Source organism: Ureibacillus chungkukjangi, from assembly GCF_044795995.1.
GTDB classification, from domain to species: Bacteria; Bacillota; Bacilli; order Bacillales_A; family Planococcaceae; genus Ureibacillus; species Ureibacillus chungkukjangi.
Map to the genome: position 1 here is coordinate 30,083 of NZ_CP085009.1, position 14,179 is coordinate 44,261.

Genomic DNA, 14,179 nt, shown 5'->3' on the forward strand with positions numbered 1-14,179 from the left:
TTAGTCGAGGTAGCTCATGCGGTAAGGTGAATAGTAGATTTTAATTCAAATCCGAAATGGAAGTTCCGTTCATCTCCTCCCCCCTGTTCAAACCTTCAGCCATACAACGAATTTGGAAAAACTTTTCCTCTATCGGATGTTCAAAATGGTCTATTTTTGAAAGCCGACGTTTCCCAACACGGCGGTCAAACAAGGCGAATGCTCGAATCAAGGGGTCATCTTCTATTAAAGCGTCCTTTATTGATAGATGTGGATATTTCATAAGGGCTGAATATAAATGCCAGCTCTCCCACTCACCAGCGCGCATTAATTCTTCTTCAGCTTGTTCCGAAGCTGCAATTAATGCTTCCCGTTCTGGTGAATTGAGCATTACATCCCAATCTGTATTATAAGGAATAGGCTTTAAGTTATTTAGTTCTTTCAGTTCTTGTTCGCGTTTATAGAGCATCATTGAATACGAAAGGTCTGCAGCACTTAGAATTTCCTCTTTATCAAAAGTAAACCAAACTCGCGAGCGCTCATCATGTGAATGTCGGTAAACAGCCGCATGTAATTCCACTCGGCCTCTTAAGGCAGCACATAAAAATCCTTCAATGGTCTTTTTTAATTTGCTGAATTGCATGATCCTCTCCCTCTTGAGCCAAACGTCTTCGTTCGAGCTTTTCGGCCTTTTTTCGTTCGCGAATTGCACGGAAAAAACGCGTCAGCATTTCGCCGCATTCCTCTGCTAATACACCTTCAGTTACTTCACATTCGTGATTGAATCTTGAATCATTTAACAAACGATACAAGGAATCGACACAGCCTGCCTTTATATCTCTTGCTCCATATACTACACGGGGAACGCGGGATTGAAGAATTGCACCTGCACACATTGGGCAAGGTTCCAAGGTAACATACAAAGTGGTTTCTTCTAAACGCCAGCTTCCTATTGCTTCACAGGCTTGTTGGATGGCCATCAATTCAGCATGAGTGACGGCATTTTGCGTTGTTTCCCGTAAATTATGTGCACGTCCAATAATTTCATCTTTATATACCACTACAGCTCCAATTGGTACCTCGCCCAAGTCTTGTGCCTTTTTTGCTTCTTCCATAGCTTCTAGCATAAATTTTCGATCTCTTTCAAAAAGTTCCACGTTCATCTCTCCTTGCTTGCTAGTTTACCATGACAATATGTAAAAATGCAGTCATTCCTGATGTCTTTTAGACGATAGAAAATACCCATCATTTCCCTAATACTATAGCTTTATAATAATTCCTTATTTTGTTTACCTTCTGTCTCTGTTTTTCGACAAGCTCATATGATAAAATGAATAGCATTGACGAATTTAGACGTGAAGGGGGGACTTCTCGTGACTGTTCCATTTATTACAGTAGAGGGTCCAATTGGTGTAGGGAAAACATCGCTATCTAAAGCGATTTCTGACGCCTATGAATACCATCTATTAAAGGAAATTGTGGACGAAAACCCGTTTCTAGGAAAGTTCTATGAAGATATTGATGAGTGGAGCTTTCAAACGGAGATGTTCTTCCTCTGTAATCGATATAAACAACTAAGCGATATTAAGAAACATATTATAGAAACAGGGTCACCTGTCGTTGCGGATTATCATATATTTAAAAATTTAATCTTCGCAAAGCGTACGTTAAAGCCATCCGAATACGAAAAGTATGAAGCTATCTACAAAATTTTAACTGCAGATATGCCACGCCCTAATATGGTAGTGTATTTACATGCAAGTTTAGATACGTTGATGGATCGAATCGCGCTGCGCGGCAGAGAATTTGAAAAAATGATTACGCGTGATTACATAGAGCAATTAGCGGCAGATTATCATGAATTCATTCAGCATTTTGAAGTGATGCATCCTGATATTCCGGTCATTCAGTTAAATGGCGACCAAATAGACTTTGTAAAAAATCCTGAAGACTTAGAGCAGGTATTAAAATTAGTAGAAGAAAAGCTACGACAAAGGAGTTCACAACCAGAATGAATTTACGAGAAAAATACAATATTCCATCCAATACAGTAATTACGATTGCTGGAACAGTTGGGGTCGGAAAGTCTACAATGACAAAAGCACTTGCAGAAGCTTTGAATTTCCGTACTTCATTTGAAAAAGTAGATACAAACCCATATTTGGACAAGTTCTATGATAACTTTGAGCAATGGAGCTTCCATTTACAAATTTATTTCCTAGCAGAACGCTTCAAGGAGCAAAAACGTATTTTTGAATATGGCGGCGGCTTCATTCAAGACCGTTCGATTTACGAGGATACAGGAATTTTTGCAAAAATGCATTATGACAAAGGGACAATGAACCCAACAGATTATGAAACATACACTAATTTATTTGATGCAATGGTTATGACTCCTTATTTCCCGCATCCAAATTTACTTGTATATTTAGAGGGACCAATTGACAACATTATTGGCCGTATCCAAGAGCGTGGACGTGAAATGGAACAGCAAACGCCAAACGATTACTGGATTGAAATGCATGACCGCTACGAAAACTGGATCAACAACTTTAATTCTTGCCCAGTTTTACGTTTAGACATCAACGATTACGACCTAGTGAAAAACCCAGAGCAAATCGAAAGCATTGTTGAACGTATTGCGTATATGCTGGAGCAAACAAGCCCTCTTCGTAAATAGAAAAAAGTATATTTTAGGTAAAAGCTATTTAAAAAAGGGAAACAATATTAACTGCACCGAAAGCTTGTGACAGGTGCAAACAAGCCCTCTTCGTAAATAGAAGAGTTACATTAATATATAGAAAAAGTGTCTCCCTTCAATCATAGGAGGCACTTTTTAATTGCTGTTTGTTAATAAAGAGTAAGATTTCAAACATAATAAATAATAAGGCCTTAGTCAGTGCCATACTATCTAACTCTTTTGTATTGACAATCCTATTAGAAAAGAGAATAATTTTTGATAGAGATTAATTGAGAACGATTCTTATTAACGCCGAAATGCGGGAGTTGAAATATAGAAATGCGAATGAACGTAAGTAATGTCGAAGTTGGTTACGATAAAAAAGTAATCGTCAATGACTTAACTATAGGTATTCCTGATAGTCAAATTACGACAATTATCGGGTCAAATGGCTGTGGCAAATCGACCTTGTTAAAAGCGATGACGAGAATTATCCCACATCAAAAGGGGCAGATCATGCTTGATGGTGCGGAGATTCAGAAGAAAAATACAAAAGAATTGGCTAAGGAATTAGCTATTTTACCCCAAACCCAGGATAGTGCAGTCGGGTTATTAGTGGAAGAATTGGTCTCCTATGGCCGTTTCCCATACCAATCGGGCTTTGGAAGCTTGACGAAGGAAGATCGAGAAATTATCGATTGGGCGCTAAATGCAACTAACACTTACGAGTTAAAAACGCGCTTTGTGGATGAGCTTTCAGGTGGCCAAAAGCAGCGTGTTTGGATTGCAATGGCACTTGCGCAAAATACAGATATTATTTTCTTGGATGAACCAACTACATATTTAGATATGGCCCATCAGCTTGAGGTTTTAGAGCTGCTTCAAAATTTAAATGAAAAAGAAAATCGTACCATTGTGATGGTTTTACATGATTTAAATCATGCAGCAAGATTCTCGAATTACATGATTGCACTTGAACAAGGAAATTTAGTAAAGGCTGGTACACCTGAGGAAGTAATGACTTCTGAAGTGTTAAAAAAGGTGTTTAATATTGATGCGGTCATCAGTACGGATCCTCGGTCAAATAAGCCGATTTGTATTACCTATGACTTAATAAAAGAAGAAATCTAGTTAAAAACAGCACTATTCCTTGGAGGAAGTGCTGTTTTTATGTTTTAGAGAGGTTCAAGAACATCCTGTTTTTTCACTAGCTGTATTCTTGCTTCTTTTATTTCCTTCTCGTAATCCTCTACATTATCGTTATAATGCATTGCATAAATTTTCTCATGTAGTGAAGCTGGGTAATAGCTTAGCACATCCTGAAGAGTCGCGTGTACACCGTTATAAGTAAAGCTAATGTCCTGAAAAATAGCAACGGTCTTTTCATCAACCTGCTTTAATAGATTAGCTGCTTCTAATTCCTTCATATCCCCTGAAAAAACGATATTTGCCTCCTTCGTAGATATTTTAAATCCCGCACTGATTAGACCATCAACATGGTGGTTTGTCGTATCGAAGATTGTGAAATTATATTGCCCTATACTAAAAGCATCTGTATCTTTTAATATCACGAAATTACAAAAGTCCTCAACGGTACGACCTTGATTTTCTAAGCCGTTTTTCAGGTATTTTTTTAAAGGGGAAGCGAGCTTTTCATGAACGATAATAGTCGTTTTTAAAGGTGAATGCTGCCCGTTATGAAATTGCCAGAACCGCGTCATCACTAATTCCTCTAAGCCACCAACATGGTCATAGTGGAGGTGTGATATGAAAACATAATCAAGATTTAAATAACTATAACCAGCTGCAGGCAAGCTTTCGCGTAGAGTTGTCCCCGCATCAATTAATAGGAATTTTTCGTCTACATCAATGATATAGTTATTATGATAATTATTTTTTGTGAATGCACCACCAACACCTAAAGGACAAATTTTCATAGAAGGTCTCCTTTTTTTACAAAGTATTAATAATTCCAAAGTATACTTGTATTATAACAAATCCAACATTGGGGGAATAAAGATGAACGTTGCTATCTATTGTGGCTCACAAACAGGGAAGAAGCCTATTTATATAGAAAAGGCGAAAGAACTAGGTGAAACCTTAGCGAAAGCTAAAATTGGGATTGTTTATGGAGGCTCTAATGTTGGGTTAATGGGAACTGTAGCAGATGCTGCACTAGCTCACTATGGGCGAGTGATTGGCATTATGCCGGAGCATTTACAAAAACGTGAAATCGCCCATTTACATTTAACTGAAATTCATTTTGTTGAATCGATGCATGTACGAAAAAAGAAAATGATTGATCTTTCTGATGCTTTTATTGCCTTGCCAGGCGGCTGTGGCACACTGGATGAGTATTTTGAAGTCTTTACTTGGGCACAAATCGGCTTACACCATAATCCGGTGATTTTATATAATGTTGATGGATTCTACGATGCGATTATTCAGCATTTCGATAAGATGATCGAGGAAGGCTTTATTCGTGAAGAGCAACGCGACATTTTAAAAGTCGCTTCAACGCCTGAAGAGGTTGTAACAATTTTAACAAGCCATCAAGATATATTATTAAAAAAAGGTAGCTGAAGCGAAAACCCTAAGTAAAGGTAAAGCAATACTTAGGGTTTTCTAACGTAGCATGATTGCCACTAATAATGGAATTGTCATTAAAAGCAAGACGCCAAAGCTCCATAATACCTGCTTAGAGGTAGACATGTTTTTGGGGCGAATGCTAAATGTATCATATAAATTATTAAGTGCACGTTGCTCTTTTTTATAGAGCATCGTTTGAAATTCCTCATAATCATCGATGTAGGAGTAAGGTGAGTTTACCTCAAATCTAAGTGAACGAATATCATCCGTGATATCTTGATTATCATGGAAATAGAGAATTGTTGGGGCAAGCCCACCTGTCGATTTTGCAATGACCTCAATATCAAATGACTTCATTTTGTAGCCAACCTCGCCAGCATCCTTCTGATATTGCAAGACTAATCGATTTAATTGCATCCATGTCACTCCTTATCTTTAGTATGTATACCTTGGCACCACATGCTCAAAACCATTGTATCCAGTTTGGATGATTTTAAAGGGCTATTTAGATTAAATTAATGAAAAAACCTATTTAACTTAATCTAATATTCCTATAACATATAAATTATTACAATTTTTAGTTAATTATGGAGGGGTATGGAAATGCAAACAACAACAATTCAGAAAAGGTTGACTGTTTTACCGACAACTGCTATTTCAGATGCAACTGGTGGTCATACAAATATTGATGGGAAGATTAAACCACTAAGTGATGACTTCAAAATTTCTGGACGAGCGCTGACAGTACGCTTGCCTGATGGAGAGAATGGAGCGGTATTAGAAGCAATCAGTAAAGCACAAAAGGGCGATATAATCGTAATTGATGCAAAAGGGAATACAAATCGAGCGGTTGCGGGGGATTTTGTTATTTCCTTAGCTAAAGGTGTAGGGGTACAAGGCTTTGTTGTGAACGGTGTTATCCGTGATATTCAAGCAATTCGGAATTTAGGGTTTCCTGTCTTCTCTTTAGGTACAACTGTTGCAGCTGGCTTTAAGAATGGGGGCGGTGTTATTGGCGTACCTATTGCGATTGGAGGAGTGGTAGTCCATCCAGGTGACTATATTGTTGGTGATGTGGATGGGGTAGTGGTGATTCCAAAGGAGGATGTCGAACAAATAGCACATGCAGCTGAAGAAAAAATGCGAAAAGACGAGTTACGAGAAGTCGAGGCATTATCAAATGGAGAAGCATCTATTCGGGCATACTTAGATAAAGTAGTAACTAAATAAGTGAAGGACAAAAGTGATGATTCGATTCATTTGAATATCACTTTTTTACTTGTGCGCCCGGCATGCGCATGAACTATAGGGTGTAAGTCCCGAACCCCGAAGACAGAAGTAGAGGTTAGCCAAGAGCAAGGGTGTCCGTGGCGACGCGGAATCTGAAGGAAGCTGGAGGCAAAACACCGGTCCGAGGAACACGAATCTCATACAAGGCTAGTTACGACTGGATGAGTTTGCAAGACAAAACAAAGTCCTTTCTGTCGAAGGTCATACCTAGTAAATGAGGCGGATAGATGGTGTGAAAGTGCATGTGCTTACCCGGGGAGGTCTGATGGAAACATGAAGTACCCTTCATAACCTACTTGGTGACAAGTAGCTGAATCATCAGAAGTCAGCAGAGGTCATAGTACGATTGGGTCTAGAACCAGTCGGAAGGACTGAACAATTAAGAGAGATTAGCCCTTGGCTTTCCATCTAGAATGAATGAGCACAGAAAACAGAGAAACCTCACGCTTAGAAAGTAGTGGTGAATCCCACGAGGGTATTTGCGGAGGGTGGAGTTCAGATGGGCATAAGAAGATAAGCTAATCACGGAAAGGAACGAAATGGTGATGTTGAATCAAATTCTTGAACGGCAAAATATGATACAAGCGCTAAAGCGAGTTGAAGCGAATAAAGGAAGCCATGGAGTAGACATGATGCCCGTACAAACCTTACGACAGCACATGCTCGAAAATTGGGAAACCATTAAATCGCAGATTTTGAATGGAACCTATGAACCGCAACCAGTACGTCGAGTCGAAATCCCGAAACCAGATGGTGGTGTGCGTTTACTAGGTATCCCAACCGTGACAGACCGTTTGATTCAACAAGCTATCTCGCAGATTTTATCGAAGGAATATGACGAAACATTTTCGGACCACAGTTATGGATTCCGTCCAAATCGGAGCGCCCATGACGCCGTTCGGAAAGCAAAGGGTTATTTAAAGGAAGGTTATCGATGGGTAATTGACATGGATTTAGAGAAATTCTTCGATAAGGTTAATCATGACCGACTAATGGCAACATTAACGAAACGAATTTCAGATAAACCTTTATTAAAACTTATTCGTAAATACCTCCAAGCCGGTGTCATGATAAATGGAGTGGTTTCAAGTACAGAAGAAGGAACACCACAAGGTGGACCTTTAAGTCCTCTACTTTCAAACGTAGTTCTAGATGAACTTGATAAAGAGTTGGAGGAACGTGGACATAAATTCGTTCGATACGCAGATGATTGCAATATTTATGTGAAAACGGAACGTGCGGGGTTAAGAGTAATGGCGAGTGTACAAAGATTTATTGAGGGAAAACTTCGTTTAAAAGTAAACCAAAAGAAATCAGCAGTAGATCGTCCTTGGAACCGAAAGTTCTTAGGTTTTAGTTTCACGAATCACAAAGAACCAAAAGTTCGTCTTGCGAAAACAAGTCTAGTCCGAATGAAGATGAAAATACGAGAGATTACCTCAAGAAAGATGCCATATTCCATGGAATACAGAATCGAGAAGTTAAACCAGTATCTAATGGGGTGGTGTGGTTATTTTGCATTAGCAGATACAAGTTCCACATTCAAATCACTAGATAGCTGGATTAAAAGAAGATTAAGGATGTGTCTATGGAAGAATTGGAAGAAACCTCGAACAAGAGTCAGAAATCTTACTCGATTGAAAGTTCCTTTTGGAAAAGCATACGAGTGGGGAAACACCCGGAAAGGGTACTGGCGCATTTCTAATAGCCCCATATTACACAGAACCCTCGGCAATTCCTATTGGGAAAGCCAAGGGCTGAAAAGTCTGCAAGTTCGTTACGAAACTTTGCGTTATTCATCTTAATTGAACCGCCGTATACGGAACCGTACGTACGGTGGTGTGAGAGGTCGGGAGTTAATCACTCCCTCCTACTCGATTGACTATAAAGATAGCCTTTGTTTTGGTGAAGCAATTCGATAAGTATATCTTTGGCATGATGCTGCCTATTCCTACTATACTTAGTTATATATATGTTATGGAGCTATTAGTACGGAAGGGAGGAGACTGGAGATGATGTATTGCTTAATTGCTAGTAATAAGCCATTGCCAATTCGGTATTTGCCAAAGGTACACGTCAGAAGAGGTGGATTCCCAATTGAGGATATCCAATATAGTTTCTTTGTAGAGGTCCTCTATGAATCGAATGCGATTGATGTAGTGGAGGATTATTTATTGAAAGTGTATAAGCAATACAAGGATCCGGAATTTCAGGTGAAAACGGAGGATGGCAACTTGCTGGGGCAGATAGAGAAGTCCTTTCAAAAAACGGAGCGTTTTCGGTCGTATATTATCATTTCGAAATGAAGCATTCTTAACTTGAATTTCAAAAATAGATTGTGCCGCAAATAGCCTGTAGCGATTTGCGCTGTTCTTGCAGCAATCTACTCGTACGCAGCCAATTAGCGGCAAAGCGAATATAAAAAATCCGTTACATAAATGTAACGGATGAAAGTTTAATTTTAAAAGAAAATGGCGGAGGCAGTAGGATTCGAACCCACGCGCGGTGTAACCCGCCTGTCGGTTTTCAAGACCGATCCCTTCAGCCAGACTTGGGTATGCCTCCGTATAATATGTCGAAATCTATCGACAAGAAATACTATATCATGATTTAATTTAGTGGTCAATAATTTTGATAAATATTTTTTCTCTTTAAAAAGTTATTTTCACTCTTCTAAATTCTATTGAAACCAACCTCACAAATATATTGCCTCACCTTCAAAAAGCTATGCAGTGAACTTAGCTTTTTGAAAAAAATATTTTGTAAAATCGTCAGCAAAATAGTTTTTATTTATGAAAAAACAATAAGAAAAAACATGACGATTTTCATATTTCCTTTATTGCCAAATCAAAACATTGCATTTTCTACTTGTTATAAAGTATACTAGTTTATGCCGTGCTAGGTGGGGAGGTAGCGGTGCCCTGTAACTCGCAATCCGCTCTAGCGAGACTGAATTCCTTTTCTGAGGCTGTCCGTATGTTTGGTCTGCCTCTTGCACGTAGCGTTGAAGGTTGGGTCCTGCGCAATGGATACCCACGAACCATGTCAGGTCCGGAAGGAAGCAGCATTAAGTGGCTTCATCCATGTGCCGCGGGGTAGCCTAACCTGAGCTGGCGACAAGAGTAACGCTTATGTACGGCTGTCGAAGGAAGGTGCACGGCTTTAATATACATATTAAAGCCAAAAGGCGTCGATAAAGACAAAATCAACTAAAATGTTGGTTTTGTCTTTTTTTTGCAATTTTTTAAACTGTACTTCATCAATCTACCAATTCCCTCATCATAAAAACTTCACATAAAACAAAGTCATGAAATCTAATTGGATAGCCTATAGTAATACGAACAGTGCGAACAAAAACTGAAAATTGAAGATTTATTTGGAAAAATTGGAACTTAAATGTAAAATGAACGTACCAATTAAAGAGAGAAAAAGGGGGAGGCAGGGTTTTGTTAAAGCGAATCATACCGATAGTATTTTTACTATCATTTTTTGTTAGTTTTCTACATATAGACAGTGCTAGTGCAGCACCAAAATTAGACGTAAGTGCAGAAGTGGGGATATCCAACAAAGTAAAGTATTACACACCACTACCGCTAAAACTTACAATTACAAACAGCGGTTCAGCCTTTTCTGGTGACTTAGTCATTGACGCAGCTGAATCTTACTCTGTCGGTTCTGGGTTAGTATACCCGATAGACATTGCAGAGGGAGAAACAAAAACGATACAGCTCTATTTAAATGGGCTTTCGGATGATTATATGTATAACGGCAGTCAGCAGCCAAATCTATTCTATTTTTATGAGGGTGGCATTGAAAAAGGGAAGGCTGTGAAATATACAGGGACAAAAGCAGTACGCCCTCAATTTCATGATTTAGAAGCATCCTTTGTTTATACCTTAACGGAAAATAGTGATCGATTATCTGCCTTACAGAGATTAAGACAATTTTCAACTTATAATGTGGAGGTTTTCCATGTAAATCAGCTAAAGAAATTCGAAATGCCTGCAGAGGCGAAAGGGTTAGCTATGGCAGATGTAATTGCTGTAGATGAAATAAGTCTTGCAGATTATACAGAAAAGCAGCAACAAGCCATTTACAGCTGGGTTGAAAGTGGTGGAACGCTTTTAATTGGTGCTTCCGATCAAGTAGAAGCTTCATCAGGAATATTTAAAGAGCATCTTCCATTAGTTCTTTCAAATGAAAAGGTAACTGTTTTAAAAGAAAGCTTAGCTAAATTATCGAATAATGGCATCTTCCCGGATAATATCGAAGTTTACCAAGCGCAGGAAAAAGAAGGGGGTAAGCCTTTACTTGCGGATGGGGACACAATTCTAGCCTCAAGTATGAATCTAGGCAGTGGACGTATTATTCAAACAACCTTCTCTTTAGGTGATCAACCACTTGCGGGGATGGATGGCTATGTAAAATTAATCGGGGAAATATTAGATTTCCAAAAGCAGAATCAAACGAATTCTTTTGGCATGTTTTATGGGGGAATAAATAATTACGTTCCTTCTGAAGTGGGGAGTGTAAATGAGCTTTTCCCTTCATTTGAAATCTCTACAACCTTCCTTGTAATTACAATAGTTATTTATATTTTATTTATAGGTCCATTACTTTATTTCATCTTAAAAAAATTGGATAAACGAGAGCATGCATGGTGGGCGATTCCGTTATTATCGATTGGCCTTTCGCTGGCTATGTTCATATTCGGTGCCAAGGATCGTTTACTACAATCTCAAATTCAGCAATCTGCTTTTTATAAGGTAGAAGGTGAAAATTTAGTAGGGCATTATATAGAGTCGATTTTAACAAATAAGGGTGGGGACTTTACTTTTACAACTGATGAAAACACAACAGCTGTTGCTTCACGTGGTTCTAATTATTACTCGAATACTTCAACTAGTGTGCTTCATGAGAAGTCGTATGTGCAAGAGCATGCAAATGGTTCGACCCTAAATCTGAGAAATCTAAATTACTGGTCTGTTCAATCCATTGTGGGGCAAACGAAGCTTGAAAAAGCAGGCAATATGGATATTCAACTCACACTAAAGGATGGAAAAATTGAAGGTACTATTACAAATCACTTCCCATTCAAATTAAATGAGGTAGCCATTTGGTCTGGTACGAAGGAAATTGTGTTAGGGGACATAGAGGCAAACGCAACGCTTGAGGTTTCGGAAGAGGTAAAGAATTCAATTCTACTTTCTCCATCGGTTTCTAATTATAACTATACACAACCGCAATCGAAGGAAGATTTAATGCCGCTCCGCTTAGAAAAGCTAAAGTATGGAGCTGCTGGGCTTGTTGAGGGTGAGCGATTACCAACGATTATTGCTTGGACAGAGGATACCCATGTCGGTATTGAACTGGATGGAAGTGCCAAGGTTTCACCAGTAGCTTATATAGCTCAAAGCTTTGAGCCAGTAGTGGAATTGTCAGGGGAGTTTACTTTAGATAAGGAATCATTAGAAGGCTATCTAGAGCCAACAAATGGATCTGGCTATATGGAATTAATGAATGAGTCAACAAATGAATGGTATTTAGATAAAGGAGATTACGACTATATTATTTGGGCGCCGGATGAGCTGTTAGAAAACACGAATTGGACAGAGCTTTCAATTACTAACAAGGCGGCTAATCGTACATCCCTTTCTGTTTGGAATTGGAGCACTTCAAAATATGAGGATATCCTGGAAAACAGTGCAAGCTACACAACGAACTTAGAGCAATATATCTCAGCAGAAGGGCAACTTAAGATACTTGTACGGTTAACGGACGATATGGGGTCCCCTGTAAAAATGCCTGATGTCGAAATCAAAGGGGTGGCAAAATAATGATGGTGGATATACAAGGACTAACAAAAAAGTATGGATCCTTTACAGCTTTAGATAACTTAACTTTATCCTTAGATGAAGGAGTTGTATTTGGCTTTGTTGGAGCAAATGGAGCCGGGAAATCTACTACATTTTCCATATTATCTACTCTTCTTTCGCCAACAGCTGGTGATGCATTTATCAATGGGAAAAGCGTGGTGCGAGAACCGAAGGAGGTACGTAAGCAAATTGGCTATATGCCAGACTTCTTTGGGGTGTATGACCAACTAAAGGCAGATGAGTATCTAGACTTTTACGGGGCGAGCTATGGGCTGTCTGCTGCTGAGCGCCAAGTACTTATTCCGCAATTACTCGAGCTCGTAAATTTAACACATAAACGTTATGAATATGTTGATTTACTATCCCGGGGGATGAAGCAGCGACTTTGTTTAGCCCGCTCTCTAATCCATGATCCCAAGGTATTAATACTCGATGAGCCTGCTTCAGGATTAGACCCTCGTGCTCGAGTAGAAATGCGAGATATTTTAAAGCATTTAAAATCAATGGGGAAAACAATCTTGATTTCGTCGCATATTTTACCAGAGCTGGCGGAAATGTGTGATGAAATCGGTGTAATCGATAACGGAAAACTAATCGCCCATGGAAATGTTGCTCAAATTCAAGATCAGCTGCAGGGAGACAAACGCCTTGTTGCAAAGGTAATGGATGATATTGATAAGGCTCGTGCCTTCTTTGAGGAGGATCCCCTCGTTAGCTCAATTGAAGTAATCTATGGAAAAAACGAGATAGCCTTTAATTATCGCGGAAAGACAAATGATCAAGTAAATCTTTTGAGGAAGGCTATGCTTGCTGAAATTTCAATCTATGCCTTAACAGAAGAGGAAAAGGATTTAGAGGATGTCTTTATGGCGATTACGAAGGGGGCAGATGAGGTATGATGGGACGTTTTTCAAATCCGGTTTTAACAAAGGAGCTAAAACTACGATTCCGTGCCTTTAAAAGCTTCTCAGGATTAATGTTTTACTTGGCGGTTTTATGTATTTTTGTAACCGGATTTTTATTAATCTACACGCAGTTTTCTGGCACTGCATTTTTCAGACCAAGTGATAGCTTTACAATGTTTGCCGTGCTTAGTGTCATTCAAATGGGGCTTGTAATGTTTATTACCCCTGGCTTAACGGCGGGAGCAATTAGTACTGAAAGGGAAAAACAAACATTAAATATATTACTGACTACCACACAAAGCTCAACTCAAATTATCGTAGGAAAGCTCTTGTCGTCAGTAGCGTTTTTAGTGTTAATGCTAGTGGCAGGATTGCCATTATATAGTCTTGTATTTCTATTTGGTGGGGTAGCCCCTTCACAGCTAATTACAATATTTTTATTCTATTTGGTTACACTGATTGCAATTGGCAGTATCGGGATTATGTTCTCTACAATAACAAAGAGAACGATTGTATCCATGATTACTACCTATGGGGCGATGATTTTTTTAGCCGGCATAACGGGCTTTCTATTTTTTGTAGGGATGTCCATGGAGCAAATGTTTATCAATACAGGTGGCCCACAGCAAAATGTCACACCATTTTCTCCAATTTCGCATTTCTGGGCGACCATTAACCCTGGCGTATTAATGGTAACGATTCTTTATCCGGAGATGGCAACGAGTTTGGAGTCAGTGACTGGAATTTCGATGCCAGTGTGGATTGGGTATTTAATTTTTTATGTACTTTTAACAGCATTTTGTTTATTTATAGCAATTCGAAAATTACGTGCCAATATGAAAACTAACAGATAGGAGGCG

Annotated in this window: 14 protein-coding genes, 1 tRNA gene and 1 other RNA gene; 11 read left to right on the forward strand and 5 right to left on the reverse strand. The window is 39.0% G+C overall.

Annotation, left to right across the window (positions count from 1 at the left end; all coding sequences use genetic code 11):
- Positions 1 to 40: 40 nt before the first annotated feature.
- A complete protein-coding gene (locus LG296_RS00110) occupies positions 41 to 622 on the reverse strand; it encodes a nonribosomal peptide synthetase (RefSeq protein WP_107937539.1) in 582 nt (193 codons plus the stop codon).
- Complete coding sequence (gene tadA / locus LG296_RS00115) at positions 591 to 1,136, reverse strand: tRNA adenosine(34) deaminase TadA (RefSeq protein WP_181418112.1); 546 nt, start codon at positions 1,134 to 1,136, stop codon at positions 591 to 593. Before tadA ends, LG296_RS00110 begins: the two co-directional genes overlap by 32 nt.
- Before the next feature lie 216 nt (positions 1,137 to 1,352).
- Here tadA and LG296_RS00120 point away from each other — a divergent pair, with 216 nt between their 5' ends.
- The 3 genes from LG296_RS00120 to LG296_RS00130 all read left to right on the forward strand — a co-directional run bounded on the left by LG296_RS00120 (position 1,353) and on the right by LG296_RS00130 (position 3,790).
- Positions 1,353 to 1,994, forward strand: a complete 642-nt coding sequence (locus tag LG296_RS00120) for a deoxynucleoside kinase (RefSeq protein WP_107937517.1) — start codon at positions 1,353 to 1,355, stop codon at positions 1,992 to 1,994.
- Entirely contained in the window at positions 1,991 to 2,659 is a 669-nt protein-coding gene (locus tag LG296_RS00125; RefSeq protein ID WP_107937515.1) for a deoxynucleoside kinase, read from the forward strand. Before LG296_RS00120 ends, LG296_RS00125 begins: the two co-directional genes overlap by 4 nt.
- 339 nt (positions 2,660 to 2,998) lie before the next feature.
- On the forward strand, positions 2,999 to 3,790 hold the full coding sequence (locus LG296_RS00130; RefSeq protein WP_107937513.1) for an ABC transporter ATP-binding protein: 792 nt from the start codon (positions 2,999 to 3,001) through the stop codon (positions 3,788 to 3,790).
- A gap of 44 nt (positions 3,791 to 3,834) precedes the next feature.
- Here the strand turns inward: LG296_RS00130 and LG296_RS00135 are convergent, their stop codons facing one another.
- Positions 3,835 to 4,596 carry an MBL fold metallo-hydrolase gene (locus LG296_RS00135; RefSeq protein ID WP_107937511.1) on the reverse strand — a complete coding sequence of 254 codons (762 nt, stop codon included), beginning with the start codon at positions 4,594 to 4,596 and terminating at the stop codon, positions 3,835 to 3,837.
- 82 nt (positions 4,597 to 4,678) lie between these two features.
- Between LG296_RS00135 and LG296_RS00140 the strand changes: the two genes are divergently transcribed.
- Entirely contained in the window at positions 4,679 to 5,242 is a 564-nt protein-coding gene (locus LG296_RS00140; protein ID WP_181418113.1) for a TIGR00730 family Rossman fold protein, read from the forward strand.
- 42 nt (positions 5,243 to 5,284) lie between these two features.
- Here LG296_RS00140 and LG296_RS00145 read toward each other — a convergent pair whose 3' ends face one another.
- A complete protein-coding gene (locus LG296_RS00145) occupies positions 5,285 to 5,665 on the reverse strand; it encodes a sodium:proton antiporter (RefSeq protein ID WP_107937509.1) in 381 nt (126 codons plus the stop codon).
- Between the two features lie 186 nt (positions 5,666 to 5,851).
- Between LG296_RS00145 and LG296_RS00150 the strand changes: the two genes are divergently transcribed.
- The 3 genes from LG296_RS00150 (at position 5,852) to LG296_RS00160 (ending at position 8,844) form a co-directional block, all read left to right on the forward strand.
- A complete protein-coding gene (locus LG296_RS00150) occupies positions 5,852 to 6,478 on the forward strand; it encodes an RraA family protein (protein WP_107937507.1) in 627 nt (208 codons plus the stop codon).
- Between the two features lie 602 nt (positions 6,479 to 7,080).
- Complete coding sequence (gene ltrA / locus LG296_RS00155) at positions 7,081 to 8,343, forward strand: group II intron reverse transcriptase/maturase (RefSeq protein ID WP_107937924.1); 1,263 nt, start codon at positions 7,081 to 7,083, stop codon at positions 8,341 to 8,343.
- A gap of 207 nt (positions 8,344 to 8,550) precedes the next feature.
- Positions 8,551 to 8,844 (forward strand): hypothetical protein, encoded by a 294-nt coding sequence (locus LG296_RS00160; RefSeq protein ID WP_107937681.1) that lies wholly within the window; start codon positions 8,551 to 8,553, stop codon positions 8,842 to 8,844.
- Positions 8,845 to 9,010: 166 nt separating this feature from the next.
- On the opposite strand, the gene LG296_RS00165 is transcribed toward LG296_RS00160, so the two are convergent.
- A tRNA-Ser gene (locus LG296_RS00165) sits at positions 9,011 to 9,103 on the reverse strand.
- Positions 9,104 to 9,431: 328 nt separating this feature from the next.
- On the opposite strand from LG296_RS00165, the gene ffs reads away from it, so the two are divergent.
- The 4 genes from ffs (at position 9,432) to LG296_RS00185 (ending at position 14,173) form a co-directional block, all read left to right on the forward strand.
- An RNA gene (ffs, locus tag LG296_RS00170) (signal recognition particle sRNA large type) lies at positions 9,432 to 9,698 on the forward strand.
- A gap of 286 nt (positions 9,699 to 9,984) precedes the next feature.
- Positions 9,985 to 12,375 carry a hypothetical protein gene (locus LG296_RS00175; protein ID WP_107937678.1) on the forward strand — a complete coding sequence of 797 codons (2,391 nt, stop codon included), beginning with the start codon at positions 9,985 to 9,987 and terminating at the stop codon, positions 12,373 to 12,375.
- A gap of 2 nt (positions 12,376 to 12,377) precedes the next feature.
- Positions 12,378 to 13,313, forward strand: coding sequence for an ABC transporter ATP-binding protein (locus LG296_RS00180; protein ID WP_107937683.1), 936 nt, complete (start codon positions 12,378 to 12,380; stop codon positions 13,311 to 13,313).
- Entirely contained in the window at positions 13,310 to 14,173 is an 864-nt protein-coding gene (locus tag LG296_RS00185) for an ABC transporter permease (protein ID WP_107937676.1), read from the forward strand. The genes LG296_RS00180 and LG296_RS00185 overlap by 4 nt, the downstream gene beginning before the upstream one ends.
- Positions 14,174 to 14,179 lie beyond the last annotated feature (6 nt).

What these genes read in the sequence shown, in the direction of transcription:
- LG296_RS00110 (WP_107937539.1), bottom strand. Translation starts at nt 622, where the DNA reads ATGCAATTCAGCAAATTAAAAAAGACCATTGAAGGATTTTTATGTGCT.
- LG296_RS00125 (WP_107937515.1), top strand. Translation starts at nt 1,991, where the DNA reads ATGAATTTACGAGAAAAATACAATATTCCATCCAATACAGTAATTACG.
- LG296_RS00130 (WP_107937513.1), top strand. Translation starts at nt 2,999, where the DNA reads ATGCGAATGAACGTAAGTAATGTCGAAGTTGGTTACGATAAAAAAGTA.
- LG296_RS00135 (WP_107937511.1), bottom strand. Translation starts at nt 4,596, where the DNA reads ATGAAAATTTGTCCTTTAGGTGTTGGTGGTGCATTCACAAAAAATAAT.
- LG296_RS00140 (WP_181418113.1), top strand. Translation starts at nt 4,679, where the DNA reads ATGAACGTTGCTATCTATTGTGGCTCACAAACAGGGAAGAAGCCTATT.
- LG296_RS00145 (WP_107937509.1), bottom strand. Translation starts at nt 5,665, where the DNA reads ATGCAATTAAATCGATTAGTCTTGCAATATCAGAAGGATGCTGGCGAG.
- LG296_RS00150 (WP_107937507.1), top strand. Translation starts at nt 5,852, where the DNA reads ATGCAAACAACAACAATTCAGAAAAGGTTGACTGTTTTACCGACAACT.
- LG296_RS00160 (WP_107937681.1), top strand. Translation starts at nt 8,551, where the DNA reads ATGATGTATTGCTTAATTGCTAGTAATAAGCCATTGCCAATTCGGTAT.
- LG296_RS00180 (WP_107937683.1), top strand. Translation starts at nt 12,378, where the DNA reads ATGGTGGATATACAAGGACTAACAAAAAAGTATGGATCCTTTACAGCT.
- LG296_RS00185 (WP_107937676.1), top strand. Translation starts at nt 13,310, where the DNA reads ATGATGGGACGTTTTTCAAATCCGGTTTTAACAAAGGAGCTAAAACTA.